Raw genomic sequence first — 16,920 nt, 5'->3', positions numbered from 1 at the left:
GAGCATTCGTTCGCCTCGCGGGTTTGGTATAGACCAGTCCCGCGAGGAGAATGCTCATGGACGTTTCCACTACACCTGTTGCCGAACGCGTCGCGCGCGTGTTGGCGGGACAGCGGATCAGCGCGAATGCCGGCGGCGATGCCGAGTCGGCGTCGCGGTTGATCGATGCGGCGTGGGCGGATTATTTGCCCGATGCGCTGGCCGTGCTGAAGACGTTGCGCGAACCTGACAAGGCGATGGCCGCAGCGGGTGATCCGGCGGTTTGGGAGGCTATGATCCTTGCGGGGATCAAGGGTGCGAAGCCGGTTACGGTGGTTCTCTAGTCCCATCATTCTGACGAAAGTCAGGCTGACGGCTTGATAGTCGTTAGCCATTCCGCTTCGTTTGCGCGCTCGGTCCGCAGGGCGTTGGCCGGGGCGGTCTTGTCCTCGTAGCCGATCGCCATACCGCAGAAGAGTGTGCGGTCTTCGGGGATGTCCAGGAAACTCCCGATGGTTTCGGGATACATCGCCCAGCATTCCTGCGGGCAGGTGGCGAGGCCGGCGTCCACCGCAAGCAGCATCAGATTTTGTAGGTACATTCCCAGGTCCGACCATTGCGGCGGGCCCATGCGCTTGTCGACCGTGCAGAAATACGCGGCGGGGGCGCCGAAGAATTCGAAGTTTCGGGCGAACCATTCTCGGCGGGCCGGCTTGTCGTCGCGGGAGATGCCGAGGTGGGCGTACATCGCTTCGCCGACTGCGTAGCGGCGGTCACGGTAGGGGGCGGTCAGGTCTTTCGGGTAGATGTCGTAGGCTGGGGTTTCGGTGGCGCCTGTTGCGATCTTTTCGGCCATTATTGCCTTGAGGCGGGCCAGCGGTTCGCCTTGGACTATGGCTATGTGCCAGGGCTGGAGGTTGCCACCGGTTGCCGCTCGGGATGCTTTTACTGCGAGGTCGTGGAGTAGAGTCGGGTCGACGGGGGTGTCGAGGAAGCCTCGGACGGAGCGGCGAGCGGCTATGGCTTCGGTCACGTCCATGGTTTTCTCCTTGTAGTCCCCACCTACCCCGTTCGCCCTGAGCGAAGTCGAAGGGCCTTTGCCCCATGTGCTTCGACTTCGCTCAGCACGAACGGAAGGTGTAATTACAGCACGAAGCGGCTTAGGTCGGTGTTGCGGGCTATTTCCTTGAGCTGGCTGTCGACGTAGGCGCCGTCGATGACGAGGTTCGAGCCGCCGCGGTCTTCGGCGTTGTAGCTTACCTCTTCGAGCAGCTTTTCCATTACCGTCTGCAGGCGGCGGGCACCGATGTTTTCGATCTCCGAATTCACTTCGGCGGCGATGCGCGCGATCGCGGCGATGCCGTCTTCGGTGAATTCGATGCCGACGCCTTCGGTGGCGATCAGCGCCTTGTATTGCAGCGGCAGCGACGCCTTGGTGTCCGACAGGATCGCGACGAAATCGGCTTCGGTCAGGCCCTTCAGTTCGACGCGGATCGGGAGGCGGCCCTGCAATTCGGGGAGCAGGTCGCTCGGCTTGGCGACGTGGAACGCGCCCGAGGCGATGAAGAGGATGTGGTCGGTCTTCATCGGGCCGTACTTGGTCGCGACGGTCGTGCCCTCGATCAAGGGCAACAGGTCGCGCTGGACGCCTTCGCGGCTGATCGAGCCGCCGCGGCCATCGGAGACCGCGATCTTGTCGATCTCGTCGAGGAAGACGATGCCGTTGGCTTCCGCATCCGCCAGGGCAGCGCGGCTGACCTCGTCCTGGTCGAGGCGCTTGTCGGCCTCTTCCTCGACGAGCTTGTCCCACGCCGCGTGGACGGTCAGCTTGCGTCGCTTGAGCTGCTGACCGCCGCCGAACGACTTCATCATCTCGCCGAGATTGATCATCTGCGGCGCGCCGCCGGGGATGTCGAACGGCATGGCGGGGGCCTGCTCGATCTCGATCTCGACTTCGGCGTTGTTGAGGTGGCCGTCGAGGAAGCGCTGCTTGAAGCTCTCGCGCGTCGCCTCGCTGGCGTTCTTGCCGGTGAGCGCGTCGAGCAGGCGCGACATCGCCGCCTCCTCGGCCTTGTCCTTGACGGCGACGCGGCGGCGTTCCTTTTCGAGGCGGATGGCTTCCTCGACGAGGTCGCGGGCGATCTGCTCGACGTCGCGGCCGACATAGCCGACCTCGGTGAACTTGGTCGCCTCGACTTTCACGAACGGCGCGTCGGCGAGCTTGGCCAGACGGCGGCTGATCTCGGTCTTGCCGCAGCCGGTCGGTCCAATCATCAGGATGTTCTTGGGCGTGACCTCGTCGCGGAGGTCTTCGCTGAGTTGCTGGCGGCGCCAGCGGTTGCGCATCGCGACGGCGACCGCGCGTTTGGCGGCGGCCTGACCGATGATGTGGGCGTCGAGCGCGGCGACGATTGCCTTGGGGGTGAGCTGGTCGTTCATTCTGATCTCGCTCCCCGCCCGCTTGCGGGAGGGGTTGGGGGTGGGCTCGCGCTTCCCTCGAACGGTAGCGCTGGAGGTGAGCAGGCGCCCACCCCCTGCCCCCTCCCGCTTGCGGGAGGGGAAGAAGGGATTACGTGGTCGAATCCATCGTTTCGACCGTGAGGCGGTCGTTGGTGTAGACGCAGAGTTCGGACGCTATGTGCATCGCCTTGCGGCACAGGACCTCCGCGTCGGTCTCGTACTCGACCAGCGCTCGGGCGGCGGCGAGGGCGTAGTTGCCGCCGGAGCCGATCGCGGCGACGCCGTTTTCGGGTTCTAGCACGTCGCCGTTGCCGGTAAGAATCAGCGTCACATCCTTGTCGGCGACGATCATCATCGCCTCGAGATTGCGGAGGAACTTGTCGGTGCGCCAGTCCTTGGCGAGTTCGACCGCGGCGCGCAGGAGCTGACCCTGATGCGCTTCGAGTTTGCGTTCGAGGCGTTCGAACAGCGTGAACGCGTCGGCGGTGGCGCCGGCGAACCCGCCGATGACGCTGCCGTCACCGAGGCGGCGGACTTTGCGGGCGTTGGGTTTCATGACGGTCTGGCCCATCGAGACCTGGCCGTCGCCGATGACGACGACCTTGCCGCCGCGGCGGACCGAGAGGATCGTGGTGCCGTGCCATGTCGGCATGGCGTGGGGGTCGTTGCTCATGCGAGCGATGTAGGGTTTGGTTTTGGAGGTGCAACGGTCGGGGGTCGGAGAGACAACACAGGTATACCACCGCCACTGCCCCAACGCCGTCATCCCCGCGCAGGCGGGGATCCAGACCCTTGGACCTCAGCCCTTCATCGCCGAGTTCAGCCAATATGGGTTCCCGCCTCCGCGGGAATGACGGAATCGGTGAGTCTGCCGGCTCCAACGGTTTGGGTGGTCACCGTCCCTTTCCCCATTCCCGCGCCACCGTGTAGCCGAGGTAGCCGGTGCCGAAGAGGGCGTAGAGGGGTTCGGGGATTGCGTTGAGGTATGCCGCCATTCCTGCCGCGATCGCTTGGGCCATTTGCGGGCGGACGGCGGCGATCAGGCCTGCGGGAATTGCGCCGAGAAGCAGCGTGTACATGACGTAGAGGAAGGTCGGGCGGGCTCTGGTGACCCACAGGTCGGCCGGGGCGGGATTTGGTGCTGGATCAAGGGGTTGCGGGGTCATTGGCTGCCTCCGGCAAAAGTGAAGTATAGGAAGTATAGACGCTGGGAGCGTTTCGTTCCGCGGTCTCAGGTGCGGTTGGCGAGCCAGCCGTAGAGGAAGGCTTCGTTGGCTGGGCGGGTTTCGGCGAGGGCGACGTAGCGTTCGCCCTGGAGCGCCTCGATCGCTTTTAGGAGCACGGTTTCTCCGCCGGGTTTTCGGCGCGCGAGGAAGGCGTCGAGGGCGGTGAGCGTGGCGGGGCCGATGCGGCCGTCCAGGGTCATATCGGGGTAGTCGGTGGCGCCGCGGTTCAGTGCGTTGAGCGCGCGTTGGAGGAAGGTGGCGGCGACCGCGGGGCCCATGTTTACGCCGGTGTCGAAGAGTTCTTCGGCGATTTTGGGGGCTCGGGGGGCGATCTGGTCGAAGCCTGGGCGGGTCCAGTAGAGGCGGCGGTAGATGTCTTCGGCTTGGTGGCGGGGGAAATTGCGCATGTCGCCGGGGTAGCCGTTGGTGCGGGCTACGCTTTCCGTGATGCCGTAGCGGGTGGGGCCGCCTCGGTCTGCGGGGTGGTTGGTGTAGCCGCCTTCGCGGTCGATTACGGCTTCGATTAGGGTGTGGATGGTCATGGTGTGGTCCCCGGCTTTATTGGGGGGGAGCGAACCATATTGGTTCGTTGTAGGACAGGGGTTTTGGTGTTTGCCTCCCGCCTTCCTTGCTCCCCTCCCTGGAGGGGGGGGGTTGGGGGTGGGTTGGCCTGCTTGGGTCGCGACGGGTTTGTATGCGGAAGCCGACCCACCCCCGGCCCCTCCCTTCCAGGGAGGGGTGAAGTCTAGGAGCTTGCCCGACCCTTTCCGCGTCTGCCCCGCCCCGGCGGAGGCCGGGGTCCAATTGGGGGACGGGGCTGGCTGAGGGCGGCGCTTCGTTATTTCCGACGTTCCAATTGGGCCCCGGCCTTCGCCGGGGTGGTGGTAGGGTTGGGGTGACGGTGCGCCTCCCCCCCCCGCCTATCCAAACCGACGCTACGTCCGCGCGGGGTTGGCGGATTGGTGCCCCTAAGGCTATGCGCTCCCTTGAACATTCGATGCCGCGGGTCCTGCCCGTGCGCTCTGGATCCACCCGGTCGCCGCCGCGGCCGACAGGTTAGGAAGACCATGGAAGACGATTTCCGCAAGGCCGCGCTCGATTATCACCGCTATCCGAAGCCGGGGAAGCTCTCGGTCGAGGCGACCAAGCGGATGGCGACGCAGCGCGATCTGGCGCTCGCCTACTCGCCGGGCGTCGCCGCTGCGTGCGAGGAGATCGCCGCGGATCCGGACAAGGCGCGTGATTATACCGCGCGCGGCAATCTGGTCGCGGTCATCACCAACGGCACTGCGGTTCTGGGGCTCGGGGCGATCGGCGCGCTGGCGTCGAAGCCGGTGATGGAGGGCAAGGCGGTGCTCTTCAAAAAATTCGCCGGGATCGACTGTTTCGACATCGAGATCGACCAGCTCGATCCGCAGGCGTTCATCGAGGCGGTCCGCGTGCTGGAGCCGACGTTCGGCGGGATCAATCTCGAGGACATCAAGGCGCCCGAATGCTTCGAGATCGAGACGAAGCTGCGCGAGGTGATGAACATCCCGGTGTTCCACGACGACCAGCACGGCACCGCGATCGTGTGTGCAGCGGCAGTCCGCAACGTGCTCGAACTGCGCGGCAAGCGGCTCGACCAGATGAAGCTCGTGACGTCGGGCGCGGGCGCCGCGGCGCTGGCGACGGTCGATCTGCTGGTGTCGATGGGGCTTAACCCCGAGAACGTGACGCTGACCGATATCGCCGGCGTCGTGCATGCCGATCGCGGCGACGTGATGCCGCCGAACATGGCGCGCTATGCACGCAAGACGAATGCGCGGACCTTGCCGGACGTGCTGGAGGGGGCGGACATCTTCCTCGGGCTGTCCGCGCCGCGCGTGCTGAAGCAGGAATGGCTGCATCTGCTCGCGCCCGATCCGCTGATCCTGGCGCTGGCGAACCCGGAGCCCGAGATCCAGCCGGCGCTGGTGCATGCGACGCGGCCCGATGCGATCATCGCGACCGGGCGTTCGGATTTCCCGAACCAGGTCAACAACGTCCTGTGCTTCCCGTTCATCTTCCGCGGTGCGCTCGATGTCGGCGCAACCGAGATCAACGAGGCGATGAAGGTCGCTGCGGTCGATGCGATCGCTGCACTCGCGCGCGCTACGGCTTCGGACGTGGTCGTCACCGCATACGGCGGCGCGACGCCCGTGTTCGGGCCGACCTACATCATTCCCAAGCCGTTCGATCCGCGGCTGATCCTGCACGTCGCGCCGGCTGTGGCGAAGGCGGCGATGGAGTCGGGCGTGGCGACGCGGCCGATCGAGGATTTCGACGCGTACCTGCGTGACCTCGAAGTGTTCGTGTACCGCTCGGGCCAGCTGATGCGGCCGATCTTCGCGCGTGCCAAGCAGGCGGGGCGCTCGATCGCGTATGGCGAGGGCGAGGACCCGCGGACGCTGCGCGCGGTGCAGACGGTGATCGACGAGGGCATCGGTCGGCCGGTGCTGATCGGGCGGCGCGAGGTGATCGCCGAGAAGATCGAGTCGAGCGGTCTGCGCATGACGATCGGCACCGACGTCGAGGTGCTCGATCCGGCTACCGATCGCGAAGTCTTCGAGCCGCTGCTGGCGGGCTATAGCGCGCTGGTCGGCCGTCGCGGCACGCCGCCCGACAGTGCCGAGCGTGCGCTGCGGACGCGGCCCAGCGTGGCGGCAGCGATGCTGTTGCGCGAGGGGCGCGTCGATGCGGCCTTGTGTGGCGGGATCGGCGACTGGTGGACGCAGATGACCTACGTCATGCCGCTGTTGCCGCGGATGCCGGGCGTGTCGCGGCTGTATGCGATGTCCGCGGTGATCCTGCGCACCGGAAGCCTGTTCTTCTGCGATACGCACGTGACGGTCGATCCGACCGCCGAGCAGATCGCCGAGATGACGATGCTGGCGGCCGAAGCGGTCCGTGCGTTCGCGATCGAGCCGAAGGCGGCACTGTTGTCGCATTCGAGCTTCGGTGCGTCGCGGTCGCCGTCCGCACAGAAGATGCGCGCGGGGCATGCGTTACTGAAGGAGTTCGCGCCGGAGTTCGAGTTCGACGGCGAGATGCACGGCGATGCGGCGCTGTCCGAGGCGCTGCGGCGGCGATTGGTGGGGGATAGCCCGCTGACGGGGTCGGCGAATTTGCTGGTGATGCCGAATATCGACGCGGCGAACATCGCGGTGTCGCTGTTGTCCGCCTCGACCGAATCGGCGCCGATGGGGCCGATGTTGCTGGGGCTCGCCAAGCCGCTGCAGATGCTGGTGCCAAGCGTGACCGCACGCGGGATCGTGAATTTGAGCGCGATCGCGGTGGGTCAGGCGGCGACGGTGAGCGAGACGGCGTAAGTCCTCGTTCCTTCTCTCCTTCTCTCCTTCTTCGCCCCTCCCTGGCAGGGAGGGGTTGGGGGTGGGTCGGTTTCCGCGGGTTCGAACGGGGGTGGCTCAAGCTGGTCTACCCACCCCCAGCCCCTCCCTTTCAGGGAGGGGAGCGCGTTGTGGAAGTGCGAGCGTGGCGCACGATCAAGGGAATGGCCGCCTTGGCAGCGCCGCGTCTTTTTTACCGATGTAAGAAAATGGTCGGAGCGACAGGATTCGAACCTGCGACCCCCACACCCCCAGTGTGGTGCGCTACCAGGCTGCGCTACGCTCCGACCGAACGGGCCGCATAGCAGCCCGAGCCGCGCGCTCTACGCAGGGTCGGCGCGCGATGCAAGTCGCAACGCCGCTTGCCCGCGAGAATTGCCTTACTCGCCCATCAGCGTGCGCCAGAAGCTGCCGTCATAGGCCTTCACGCTGACCTGCTCGATGGTGAACCCGCCGAGCGCGCGGCCGAACGCCTTCTGGTGATCGGCCTGGCCGTGCGCGGCGAGGGCCTCGGGGCTGGCCCAGCGTTCGGATATCCGGATCAGGTCCGGATCGACGAGATCGAGCGCGAGATTGTAGAACTCGCATCCGTCCTCCGCGGCGCAGGCGGCCATGTGCGCGATCAGAATATCGGCGATCTTGGCGCCTTCGCCGGCGGCCAGCTTGATATGTCCCATCACCAGAATCATCGCGTCTCTCCTGTTTCGTAGCGGTTTCGCCCGAACTTCGTCGTGGTCTCTACACGAACCGTCCGCCGCCACCTCAGTTGCACGCGACACCAAGCGATGATAGCGGGCGGACCATTGCGACCGGCCGCGCGGCGCGCGAACCGAGCCACCCTTCACAGATACGGAACTCCATGTTCATCTCACCAGCATACGCCCAGGCCGCAGACGGCGCCGCCACGGCCGGGGGCGGGATCGCCTCGTTCCTGAGCCTCGCGCCGCTCTTCCTCGTGTTCGTCGTGTTCTATTTCCTGATGATCCGCCCGCAGCAAAAGCGCATGAAGGCGCTGCAGGCGTCGGTCGCCGCGGTCAAGAAGAACGACAGCGTCGTCACGTCGGGCGGCATCCTGGGCAAGGTCACCAAGGTCGAGGATAACGTCGTCGAGGTCGAGATCGCGCCGAACGTCCGCGTGCGAGTCGTCAAGGCGACGCTGACCGACATCACCAGCCCGAACACGAAGCCGGCAAACGACTGATGCTGGATTTTCCGCGCTGGAAGGTCGGGTCGATCATCGGGTTGCTGGTGGCATTGTGCCTGCTGGCGGTCCCGAGTTTCCTCCCCGAGAGCACCACGAGCAAATGGGGGTGGATCCCGCATTCCCGCGTCAATCTCGGACTGGATCTCGCCGGCGGCAGCTATCTGCTGCTCGAGGCGGATACCGCCGACCTCGCCGCGACGCGGATCGAGGCGATGCGCGACAGCGTCGCGGGGACGATGCGCAACGGAACGCCGCGGATCGAGATCGGGGATATTTCGACGCGGGGCGGCCAGCTGACCTTCCTGCTTCGTGACCCGAGCCAAGTCGATGCGGCACGCGAGCGCCTACTGGCGATCACCGGCGGTGGCGCGGGCATGAGCGGCCAGCGCGAATGGGACATCAACGTCGTCGACACGAGCCGCTTCGTGCTCAAGCCGACCGAAGCCGGCCTGACCCAGGCGATCGACACGGCGATGAACGATGCGACCGAAGTCGTCCGCCGTCGCATCGACGAACTGGGCACCAAGGAGCCGACGATCGTCCGCCAGGGCGCGACTCGGATCGTCGTCCAGGTGCCGGGGTTGAAGAACCCGCAGGCGCTGAAGGATCTGCTCGGCAAGACCGCCAAGCTGGAATTCAAGCTGGTCGACGAGACCGCGAACCCGGCCGATCTGGTCAAGGGCATCGCGCCGATCGGCAGCCAGGTCCTCCCCTACCCTGGCAATCCGCAGGGCGTGCCGTTCATCGCGGTCAAGCGCTCGGTGATCATCTCGGGCGATCAGCTCGCCGATGCGCGCCAGGAGTTCGAGCCGCAGACCAACGCGCCGCAGGTGGCGATCACGTTCAACGCGGTTGGCGGACGTCGCTTCGCCAAGGTCACGACCGAGAACACCGGCAAGCCGTTCGCGATCATCCTCGACAATTCGGTGATCTCCGCACCGAACATCAACGAGCCGATCCTTGGTGGGCGCGCGTCGATCTCGGGCAACTTCACGGTCGAGTCGGCGAACGCGCTGGCGATCACGCTGCGATCGGGCAAGCTGCCGGTCGCACTGAAGACGATCGCCGAGAGCACCGTCAGCCCCGACCTCGGCAAGGATTCGATCCGTGCGGGCGTGTTGGCGTCGATCGTCGCCGCGCTGCTCGTGATCGTGTTCATGTTCGTGACCTATGGCCGGTTCGGCCTGTATGCGAACCTCGCGGTGGTCATCAACATCCTAGTCATCGTCGCCGTCATGGCGATGCTGAACGCGACGCTGACCTTGCCCGGTATCGCCGGCTTCGTGCTGACGATCGGTACCGCGGTGGATGCCAACGTGCTGATCAACGAGCGGATCCGCGAAGAGCGGCGACGCGGGCGTAGCGTCGTCCAGTCGGTCGAGCTCGGCTACAAGGAAGCGAGCCGGACGATCTTCGAGGCGAACGTGACGCACGCCATCACCGGCGTGATCATGCTGCTGCTCGGCTCGGGTCCGGTGAAGGGCTTCGCGGTCGTGCTGTTGATCGGGATCTGCACCTCGGTGTTCACCGCCGTCACGTTCACCCGGATGATGGTCGCGCTGTGGCTGCGGAAGAACCGCCCCACCACGATCAATATTTGAGGCGGGAGATTACCATGCGCCTGCTGAAACTCGTACCCGACAACACGAACCTGAAGTTCGTTTCACTCCGCAAATGGGCGTTCGGGCTGACCCTGCTGCTGTCGTTGCTGGCGGCCGGACTCGTCGTCACCAAGGGCCTCAACATGGGCGTCGACTTCGTCGGCGGCGTGCTGATCGAAGAGAAGTTCGCAACCGCGCCGTCGATCGACGCGGTCCGTACCGAAGTCGACCGGCTCGGCGTCGGCGAAGCCTCGATCCAGTCGTTCAGCGATCCCAAGACGCTGTCGATCCGCCTGCCCGTCCCCGCCGGTGACGAAGGCGCGACCAACCGCCTCGTCAAGAAGGTGTCGGACGACCTCGCCGTGAAGTTCCCCGGCGCGACGTTCTCGAAGTACGACACGATCTCGGGCAAGGTTTCGGACGAGCTGATCAACAAGGGCTTGCTGGCCGTCGGCCTCGCGATCCTCGGCATCGCATTGTTCGCGGTGGTGCGGTTCGAGTGGCAGTTCGGCGTCTCGACCGTCGTCGCGATCGTCCACGATCTGTTGATGACGCTCGGTTTCTTCGCGCTGACTCAGTTCGAGTTCGACCTGAACATCGTCGCGGCGGTGCTGACGATCATCTCCTATTCAATCAACGACAAGATCGTGATCGACGACCGTATCCGCGAAAACATGCGCCGGTATCGGAAGATGGACATGCGCGAGATCATCGACCTTTCGGTGAACGAGACGCTGCCGCGGACCGTGATGACCTCGGTGACGATCCTGCTCGCGCTGTTCGCGATGCTGATCCTCGGGGGCCACGTGCTGCGCGGGTTCACCGCGGCGATGATCCTGGGCATCGTCGTCGGGACGTACTCGTCGATCTACGTGTCGTCGTCGCTGCTGATCACGCTGGGTCTGCGCGCCGACCCTGCCCCGCGCAAAGGCGGCGTCCAAGACGGGGCGGAGCGCGTGGGTCCAAAGGTCGAGCGTTGATTTCCACGCCCCTGTCATTCCGCGCAGGCGGGAACCCATAGTGGCTGCCGTCTCGATCGAGTCGCTGGCGGTTGCCAATCTGAGTCCCCGCCTCCGCGGGGATGACGGACGTTATTTGACCAAAACGGTGGCGTTATGAGGATGGACCGCGAGAAGACCGATGGGCCGATAATCTCGGCGATCGGTCCGGCTGGGTTCAAGGTCGACGACGGCTATTACACCGCGTTGTCGATCAGTCCCGAGCGCGCGGACGGCTGGGAGCCACCGGCGTTCGAGGCGCTCGGCGAGGCGGATGTTGCGGCGTTGCTGGCGCTGGATCCGGCGCCGGAATTTCTCTTGCTGGGGACCGGTTCCGCGCTGCGTCAGCCGCCGCTTGCTTTCAAGCGGGCGGTCGAGGCGCGAGGGTTCGGGATCGAGGCTATGGACAGCCGTGCTGCCGCTCGGGCTTGGGCGGTGTTGCGTGGCGAAGGGCGTTGGATCGTGGCGGCGCTGTACCCGCTCGAGGGCTGATCTGAGACTGTTGATCCCCCCCCGCGGGGGAGGGTTGTTTAGAAGCGTCTCGCGGCTAGCGTCGCGAGGTGTTCGTAGAGTGCGGCGGTGTTGGTTTCCCAGGTGAAACTGGCGACCGTGGCGCGGGTCGCCTGGGGCGATGGTGGGTCGGCCAAGAGCGTGCCGATCGCGGCGGCGAACGCTAGCGGGTCGGCGATCGTTACGCGGCCTGCTTCGGCTGATGTCACCATGTGGTGCGCGCCGCCGACGTCGGTGATGACGATCGGGGTGCCGCAGGCGAACGACTCGATCCAGGCGTTGGCGAGGCCCTCCGAACTCGACACTAGCGCGGTGACGTCGGCGGTTGCGATCAGCCTGGGGACTTCGGAGCGGGCCGAAGATGCCGAGTGCTGCCTTGGGCGCTGCGCGGTCGATGGGGTGGAAGCGGTCCTGGTCGACGCCGGTGTTGTGGACGCGGATACGGTCGGCGGGCAGTCCCATCGCGACCATGTAGGCCTTCATCGCGGCGCTGACCGCGAGCATGCCCGCGGCGTCGCCGCCTGCGTCGCGGACCTGGGCGGCGGTGGCGGGCGCGTTGCCCCAATGGTGGATGTCGGATCCGCGCGCCTTGATCGAGACGGGGACGTCGTAGCGCCGGCCGAGCGCGATGGCGGCGGGGCGTCGGGGAAGATGAACCAGACGTCGATGACGTCGAACGCGAAGTCTTCGCGGATTGTGCCGACGATGGGGATGAGGGCGCGCTGCAATGCTGCGGCGTGGTGGCGGCCCTGGAAGAACGGTTGGACGGTGAAGCGGAGGCGGTGCAGTTGGATGCCTTTCCACCGTTCTTGCTTCGGGAGTTTGGCTAGGGCTGCGTAGTGGCCGAGGTGGCGGAGTGGGCCTGGGGAGAGGCCTATGGGTGCCACCGCTTGGAGGGATATTTTCGGGTGGGCGGCCAGGCCTAGCGTCTGGCGTTCGACGAAGATGCCGAAATTTGGGCGGGTGGCGTCGGGGAATAGCGTGGATAGGGTTAGGATGCGGAGCATTGTTTTGGGGTTAGTGGGGGTGGGTTAATTCGGGGTGAGTTTGGGGGGCTTGGTTTTGAGGTGCGAGCTCGATGGTAACTGCCGCCCCGGCGGAGGCCGGGGCCCAGTTGGGGGACGTAGCTAACGGAGCGTGGCGCTTCGTTATTGCCACCTTTCCACCTGGGCCCCGGCCTTCGCCGGGGTGGTGGTAACTTGAGGGAGCGTCATCGCTCGATCACTATGTTTCCCCGCGGAGGCGGGGACCCAGGCTGGGCTCCCGCCTTCGCGGGAGAACGAGGAAGTGCAGTGGAACGGGCGTTGGAGCGTCGTGCCCTCAGATCCGCTTTGCTAGCGGATAGGCGAACAGCACGTCGGCGTCGGGGCTTGTCGAGACCGTTTCGCTGCCGGTCATCGTGGCGCATTCGCCGGCCTTGAACGCGACGCCCGCTACGTCGCCCGAGCCGGTGATCGGGATCACCCAGCCGGTCGTGCCTTCGGGCAGGTTGACGACGTGGTCGCCGCCCTTCCAGCGCTCGAGTACGAACTTGGGGCCCTCGACCATGATCGTACGGCCCGTCTCGATCTCGATCGGCGGCGCGACGGGGACGTAGGGCGTGGGGTCGGCGACGTCGACGCCGTCGTCCAGGTGAAGCTCGCGGTCGCTGCCGTAATCGAAGAGGCGGTAGGTCGTCTCGGAGTTCTGCTGGACCTCGATGACCGTCAGGCCGCCGCCGATCGCGTGGATCGTGTCGGACGCGCAATACATGAAGTCGCCGGGCTGGACCGGCTTCCAGTCGAGCTTGTCCTCGATCGTGCCGTCGATCGCCGACGCCCGCAGGTCATCCTTCGACATGGGCTGCTTCGTGCCTACCGCGATCGTCGAGGTCGGCTCGGCGGCGAGGATCGTCCAGCACTCGTCCTTGCCGCGCGGAAGGCCGCGTTCATGTGCCTGTTCGTCGTTGGGATGGACTTGGACCGACAGCTTCTCGCTGGTGAACAGGTATTTGATCAGCAGGTCGGGCGTGGTGTTGCCGGGTTCCTGGAACCAGACTTCGCCGATCGGGGGCGAGCCGGCGGCGGGATCCTCGAAACCGGGCCAGAGCGTGTCGCGACCCCAGGGCTTCTCGACGCGGTGGGTGTGCAGCAGGGTGGCGGGCATGGAAAATCCTCGACTGGAATGACGTGTCGGCAACGCACGACTATTGCCGTGCGATCCGGTCCACGGAAAGCCCCCATGGACGGCGGCCACATCGCGGGCTTCCAGGGCCCGGGCGGGGTCGGCGAAAGGGATTGTTCGTGAAGCCCCGCATACGCTAAGGACAACGCCGATGCGTATCCCCCAGTCCCTTCCGAGCGTGCCGCGTGCCCTTGCCGTCACGCTCATCGCCGCGCTTGCGCTCCCCATGGCCGGTTGCGCGGGTCGTTCCGCCAAGGGCGACCTGCCCTATGTCGCGCGCGACGTGGGGACGCTGTACTCGACCGCCAAGGCGCGGCTCGACCAGGGGCGGTACAAGGAAGCCGCTCAGTTGTTCGACGAGGTCGAGCGCCAGCATCCGTATTCGATCTGGGCGCGCCGTGCGCAGATCATGTCGGCGTTCAGCTATTACCTCGCCAAGGATTACACCGCGTCGATCAGCTCGGCGCAGCGCTTCCTCGCGGTCCATCCGGGTAACCGCGATGCGCCCTACGCCTATTATCTGATCGCGCTCGGCTATTACGAGCAGATCACCGACGTTACGCGTGACCAGAAGATCACGCGGCAGGCGCTCGATTCGCTCGGCGAGCTGATGCGTCGCTATCCGAACACGCGCTATGCATCGGATGCGCGGCTGAAGATCGATCTGGTCAACGACCATCTCGCCGGCAAGGAGATGGAGATCGGGCGGTTCTACGAGACGCGCGGTCAGTGGCTCGCGGCGAACGGCCGGTTCCGCACTGTGGTCGACAAGTTCCAGCAGACCACGCACACCCCGGAAGCGCTGATGCGGCTGACCGAGACGTATCTGCAGCTCGGCGTGCCGATCGAGGCCGAGAAGGCCGCCGCGGTGCTCGGCCGCAACTATCCGGGCACCGACTGGTACGATCATGCCTACACGCTGATGCAGGAGCATCCGGTAAAGCCGATCGCGCCGCTGGCGCCGGGCGAGGTCGCCGTGCCGACCGGGACCGCGGGCGCGCCGGCGACCGGGCCGATCGATATCCCCAAGGTGAAGGACGGCTCCGGTGGTACCGGCTCGGGCAGCGTCTCGACGCCGGCGCCGGTCGGTCCGGGCAGCGCGACGCGGACGACTCCGGGGACCTGAGTCCACGAATACGAGAACAATTGGGGATCAACATCCCATGCGAATGGTTTAGGACGCGCGTGATGTTGACAGACCTTTCCATTCGCGACGTGGTGCTGATCGAGGCGCTGGATCTGGGATTCGGCGAGGGGTTGGGCGTGCTCACCGGCGAGACCGGGGCGGGCAAGTCGATCCTGCTTGACGCACTGGGGCTGGCGCTTGGTGGGCGCGGCGATAGCGGGCTGGTGCGGCATGGCGCGGCGCAGGCGGTGGTTACCGCGACGTTCGATGCCCCTGCCCCCGAGTCGCCGCTTGCCTTGTTATTCGACGAGAACGGGCTGGAGATCGAGCGCGGCGAGCCGCTGATCGTGCGGCGCATCGTCAAGGCGGATGGCGGCAGTCGCGGGTTCGTCAACGATCAGCCGGCCTCGGCGGGTTTGCTGCGCGAGATGGCGCCTCATTTGGTCGAAATCCACGGGCAGCATGACGAGCGCGGGTTGTTGAATGCGCGGGGGCATCGGGCGTTGCTCGACATTTTCGGGCGGACCGAACCTGGGGCTACGGGCAAGGCTTATGCGGCGTTTCGCGCGGCCGAGGCGGAACTGGCGGCGGCGCGCGCGGATATCGAGACGGCGGCGCGGGATCGCGAGTGGTTGGAGCATACGGTTGCCGAGCTGACCGCGTTGGCGCCCGTCGCGGGCGAGGAAGAGACGCTGGCGGATACGCGGCGCTCGATGCAGCGCGCCGAGAAGATCGCGGACGACCTCGCGGCGATCGACGACTTCCTCGAGGGCAAGGACGGCGGGATGGCGAAGCTGCGCCAGGCCGCGCGGGTGCTCGAGCGGATCGCGGAGGATCACGTGGCGCTGGGCAATGCGCTGGCGGCGGTCGATCGCGCGGTGATCGAGGCGTCGGTGGCAGAGGAGAGCCTGCGCGATGCTCGGGCGGACATGGCGTATGATCCGCGGGCGCTGGAGGATGACGAGGCGCGGTTGTTCGAGCTTCGGGCGATGGCGCGGAAGCACCGCGTGCAGCCGGACGACCTGGCGGCGCTGGCGGACGAGATGCGCGCGCGGCTGGAGCGGCTCGATGCGGGCGAAGGTGGGATTGCGGTGATCGAGGCTCGGGTGGCGGCGGCGCGGAAGGCCTTCGATACGGCGTCGGATGCGTTGACGAAGCGGCGGCTGGCGGCGGCCAAGCGGCTCGATGTGGCGGTGGCGGGGGAACTCGCGCCGTTGAAGTTGGATGCGGCTCGGTTCCAGACGGTGGTGGCGCCGCTTGGTGAGGACGGCTGGTCGGCGGCGGGCAAGGACCGGGTGGAGTTCGAGATCTCGACCAATCCGGGGGCGCCGTTTGCTGCGCTGACCAAGATCGCGTCGGGCGGCGAATTGTCGCGCTTCATCCTGGCGCTGAAGGTGGCGCTGGCGGAAGAGGGCGGCGCGTCGACTATGGTGTTCGACGAGATCGACCGCGGGGTCGGCGGCGCGGTGGCGAGTGCGATCGGCGAACGACTCGCGCGTCTGGCCTTGAGTACGCAGTTGCTGGTGGTGACGCATAGCCCGCAGGTTGCGGCGCGGGGGGCGAAGCATCTGCTGATCGCCAAGAGCAGCGACGGGACGGTCACGCGGACGGGCGTGCGGGCATTGTCTGAGGACGAGCGGCGGGAAGAGATCGCTCGGATGTTGTCGGGGGCGCAGATTACGGACGAGGCGCGGGCTCAGGCGGAGCGGTTGTTAGAGCGGGCTTGAGTTTTGGGGGTATCGCCGCGACCTCCCGAATCCTTCTCCCCCCCCTGGAAGGGAGGGGCCGGGGGTGGGTCGGTTTCCGAATTATGGAACGTCGGCGGCACAAGCCGACCTACCCACCCCCAGCCCCTCCCTTTCAGGGAGGGGAGCCGACATTTCCCGGGGATAGGTCAGCTGAAGTTGGCCAGCTTGCCTACGGGCATCCGATTGGTCAGGGCATTGCCTGCCGCGGATGACCCAGGTGGATCTTCAGCACCGGCACGACGATGTAGTCGCCGCCGACTTTCCGCAGGCCGTGGAGGGCTCGGCTACCGAACGCGCCATCTTCGTGGATCGCGGCGTGGATCGGAGCCTGCTCGGTGTGGATCATGTCGTCGAGGCCGGCGGCACTGGCGTCGGAGCGGGGCCATAAAGATTGCTGGACTCGGTCGTCAGACGAGGAACCGTCGTTCCAGTCGTAGCCGATCGCTGGGGCTGGTGCGGGGGAGACGTGGGTTTGCTGGCCGGTGGCGGGGGCGGCGAGGCATAGGGCGGCCGAAACGAACGAAATCGTTTTCATCA

Annotated in this window: 16 protein-coding genes, 1 tRNA gene and 1 pseudogene; 8 read left to right on the top strand and 10 right to left on the bottom strand. The window is 66.2% G+C overall.

Going from position 1 to position 16,920, the window contains the following annotated elements; genetic code table 11:
• Positions 1-56 precede the first annotated feature (56 nt).
• Positions 57-323, top strand: coding sequence for a hypothetical protein (locus tag QFZ54_RS16310; RefSeq protein WP_132896051.1), 267 nt, complete (start codon positions 57-59; stop codon positions 321-323).
• Between the two features lie 20 nt (positions 324-343).
• On the opposite strand, the gene QFZ54_RS16305 is transcribed toward QFZ54_RS16310, so the two are convergent.
• The 5 genes from QFZ54_RS16305 to QFZ54_RS16285 form a co-directional block, all read right to left on the bottom strand.
• The gene (locus QFZ54_RS16305; RefSeq protein ID WP_307088833.1) at positions 344-1,018 is read right to left on the bottom strand and encodes a nitroreductase; all 675 of its coding nucleotides are present in this window, start codon (positions 1,016-1,018) and stop codon (positions 344-346) included.
• A gap of 104 nt (positions 1,019-1,122) precedes the next feature.
• On the bottom strand, positions 1,123-2,418 hold the full coding sequence (gene hslU / locus QFZ54_RS16300; protein ID WP_132896049.1) for an ATP-dependent protease ATPase subunit HslU: 1,296 nt from the start codon (positions 2,416-2,418) through the stop codon (positions 1,123-1,125).
• A 130-nt stretch (positions 2,419-2,548) separates the two neighbouring features.
• Entirely contained in the window at positions 2,549-3,091 is a 543-nt protein-coding gene (gene hslV / locus QFZ54_RS16295) for an ATP-dependent protease subunit HslV (protein ID WP_056053053.1), read from the bottom strand.
• 241 nt (positions 3,092-3,332) lie between these two features.
• Complete coding sequence (locus QFZ54_RS16290; protein ID WP_307088830.1) at positions 3,333-3,605, bottom strand: 3TM-type holin; 273 nt, start codon at positions 3,603-3,605, stop codon at positions 3,333-3,335.
• A 65-nt stretch (positions 3,606-3,670) separates the two neighbouring features.
• Complete coding sequence (locus QFZ54_RS16285) at positions 3,671-4,207, bottom strand: glycoside hydrolase family 108 protein (protein ID WP_307088829.1); 537 nt, start codon at positions 4,205-4,207, stop codon at positions 3,671-3,673.
• 525 nt (positions 4,208-4,732) lie between these two features.
• Here QFZ54_RS16285 and QFZ54_RS16280 point away from each other — a divergent pair.
• Positions 4,733-7,015, top strand: a complete 2,283-nt coding sequence (locus QFZ54_RS16280; RefSeq protein ID WP_307088827.1) for an NADP-dependent malic enzyme — start codon at positions 4,733-4,735, stop codon at positions 7,013-7,015.
• A gap of 228 nt (positions 7,016-7,243) precedes the next feature.
• Here QFZ54_RS16280 and QFZ54_RS16275 read toward each other — a convergent pair.
• Together QFZ54_RS16275 and QFZ54_RS16270 are read right to left on the bottom strand one after the other, a co-directional pair.
• Positions 7,244-7,320 (bottom strand) — tRNA-Pro (locus tag QFZ54_RS16275).
• Positions 7,321-7,413: 93 nt separating this feature from the next.
• Positions 7,414-7,722, bottom strand: coding sequence for a putative quinol monooxygenase (locus tag QFZ54_RS16270; RefSeq protein WP_307088825.1), 309 nt, complete (start codon positions 7,720-7,722; stop codon positions 7,414-7,416).
• Between the two features lie 170 nt (positions 7,723-7,892).
• On the opposite strand from QFZ54_RS16270, the gene yajC reads away from it, so the two are divergent.
• From yajC to QFZ54_RS16250, 4 genes are all read left to right on the top strand, one after another.
• On the top strand, positions 7,893-8,234 hold the full coding sequence (gene yajC, locus QFZ54_RS16265; RefSeq protein WP_056416442.1) for a preprotein translocase subunit YajC: 342 nt from the start codon (positions 7,893-7,895) through the stop codon (positions 8,232-8,234).
• Complete coding sequence (gene secD, locus QFZ54_RS16260) at positions 8,234-9,838, top strand: protein translocase subunit SecD (RefSeq protein WP_307088822.1); 1,605 nt, start codon at positions 8,234-8,236, stop codon at positions 9,836-9,838. Before yajC ends, secD begins: the two co-directional genes overlap by 1 nt.
• Positions 9,839-9,852: 14 nt before the next feature.
• Positions 9,853-10,818, top strand: a complete 966-nt coding sequence (gene secF, locus QFZ54_RS16255; RefSeq protein WP_307088821.1) for a protein translocase subunit SecF — start codon at positions 9,853-9,855, stop codon at positions 10,816-10,818.
• Positions 10,819-10,953: 135 nt separating this feature from the next.
• Entirely contained in the window at positions 10,954-11,328 is a 375-nt protein-coding gene (locus tag QFZ54_RS16250) for an Mth938-like domain-containing protein (RefSeq protein WP_307088818.1), read from the top strand.
• Between the two features lie 38 nt (positions 11,329-11,366).
• On the opposite strand, the pseudogene QFZ54_RS16245 reads toward QFZ54_RS16250, so the two are convergent.
• Both QFZ54_RS16245 and QFZ54_RS16240 read right to left on the bottom strand, forming a co-directional pair.
• A pseudogene (locus tag QFZ54_RS16245) lies at positions 11,367-12,353 on the bottom strand (glycosyltransferase).
• Positions 12,354-12,666: 313 nt separating this feature from the next.
• Positions 12,667-13,491 carry a class I mannose-6-phosphate isomerase gene (locus tag QFZ54_RS16240; RefSeq protein ID WP_307088816.1) on the bottom strand — a complete coding sequence of 275 codons (825 nt, stop codon included), beginning with the start codon at positions 13,489-13,491 and terminating at the stop codon, positions 12,667-12,669.
• Positions 13,492-13,660: 169 nt separating this feature from the next.
• Here QFZ54_RS16240 and QFZ54_RS16235 point away from each other — a divergent pair, with 169 nt between their 5' ends.
• Positions 13,661-14,635: an outer membrane protein assembly factor BamD gene (locus QFZ54_RS16235; protein ID WP_307088815.1), complete on the top strand. Its 975-nt coding sequence runs from the start codon at positions 13,661-13,663 to the stop codon at positions 14,633-14,635.
• A gap of 62 nt (positions 14,636-14,697) precedes the next feature.
• Positions 14,698-16,362 (top strand): DNA repair protein RecN, encoded by a 1,665-nt coding sequence (gene recN, locus QFZ54_RS16230; RefSeq protein WP_307088812.1) that lies wholly within the window; start codon positions 14,698-14,700, stop codon positions 16,360-16,362.
• Positions 16,363-16,570: 208 nt separating this feature from the next.
• Here the strand turns inward: recN and QFZ54_RS16225 are convergent, their stop codons facing one another.
• On the bottom strand, positions 16,571-16,918 hold the full coding sequence (locus QFZ54_RS16225) for a hypothetical protein (RefSeq protein ID WP_307088810.1): 348 nt from the start codon (positions 16,916-16,918) through the stop codon (positions 16,571-16,573).
• Between the last annotated feature and the right edge of the window lie 2 nt (positions 16,919-16,920).

Origin of the sequence: Sphingomonas faeni, from assembly GCF_030817315.1 — a bacterium.
In the GTDB taxonomy this organism is placed as follows: domain Bacteria; phylum Pseudomonadota; class Alphaproteobacteria; order Sphingomonadales; family Sphingomonadaceae; genus Sphingomonas; species Sphingomonas faeni_C.
The sequence above is the reverse complement of the archived record's forward strand: the minus strand, read 5'-3'. Positions and strand labels throughout refer to the sequence as shown.

Bases quoted from the DNA above. Each gene is read 5' to 3' on its own strand.
- hslV (WP_056053053.1), bottom strand. From the start codon at position 3,091: ATGCCGACATGGCACGGCACCACGATCCTCTCGGTCCGCCGCGGCGGC.
- hslU (WP_132896049.1), bottom strand. From the start codon at position 2,418: ATGAACGACCAGCTCACCCCCAAGGCAATCGTCGCCGCGCTCGACGCC.
- QFZ54_RS16250 (WP_307088818.1), top strand. From the start codon at position 10,954: ATGAGGATGGACCGCGAGAAGACCGATGGGCCGATAATCTCGGCGATC.
- QFZ54_RS16270 (WP_307088825.1), bottom strand. From the start codon at position 7,722: ATGATTCTGGTGATGGGACATATCAAGCTGGCCGCCGGCGAAGGCGCC.
- QFZ54_RS16225 (WP_307088810.1), bottom strand. From the start codon at position 16,918: ATGAAAACGATTTCGTTCGTTTCGGCCGCCCTATGCCTCGCCGCCCCC.
- secF (WP_307088821.1), top strand. From the start codon at position 9,853: ATGCGCCTGCTGAAACTCGTACCCGACAACACGAACCTGAAGTTCGTT.
- yajC (WP_056416442.1), top strand. From the start codon at position 7,893: ATGTTCATCTCACCAGCATACGCCCAGGCCGCAGACGGCGCCGCCACG.
- QFZ54_RS16305 (WP_307088833.1), bottom strand. From the start codon at position 1,018: ATGGACGTGACCGAAGCCATAGCCGCTCGCCGCTCCGTCCGAGGCTTC.
- QFZ54_RS16310 (WP_132896051.1), top strand. From the start codon at position 57: ATGGACGTTTCCACTACACCTGTTGCCGAACGCGTCGCGCGCGTGTTG.
- QFZ54_RS16285 (WP_307088829.1), bottom strand. From the start codon at position 4,207: ATGACCATCCACACCCTAATCGAAGCCGTAATCGACCGCGAAGGCGGC.
- QFZ54_RS16280 (WP_307088827.1), top strand. From the start codon at position 4,733: ATGGAAGACGATTTCCGCAAGGCCGCGCTCGATTATCACCGCTATCCG.
- secD (WP_307088822.1), top strand. From the start codon at position 8,234: ATGCTGGATTTTCCGCGCTGGAAGGTCGGGTCGATCATCGGGTTGCTG.
- QFZ54_RS16290 (WP_307088830.1), bottom strand. From the start codon at position 3,605: ATGACCCCGCAACCCCTTGATCCAGCACCAAATCCCGCCCCGGCCGAC.
- QFZ54_RS16235 (WP_307088815.1), top strand. From the start codon at position 13,661: ATGCGTATCCCCCAGTCCCTTCCGAGCGTGCCGCGTGCCCTTGCCGTC.
- recN (WP_307088812.1), top strand. From the start codon at position 14,698: ATGTTGACAGACCTTTCCATTCGCGACGTGGTGCTGATCGAGGCGCTG.
- QFZ54_RS16240 (WP_307088816.1), bottom strand. From the start codon at position 13,491: ATGCCCGCCACCCTGCTGCACACCCACCGCGTCGAGAAGCCCTGGGGT.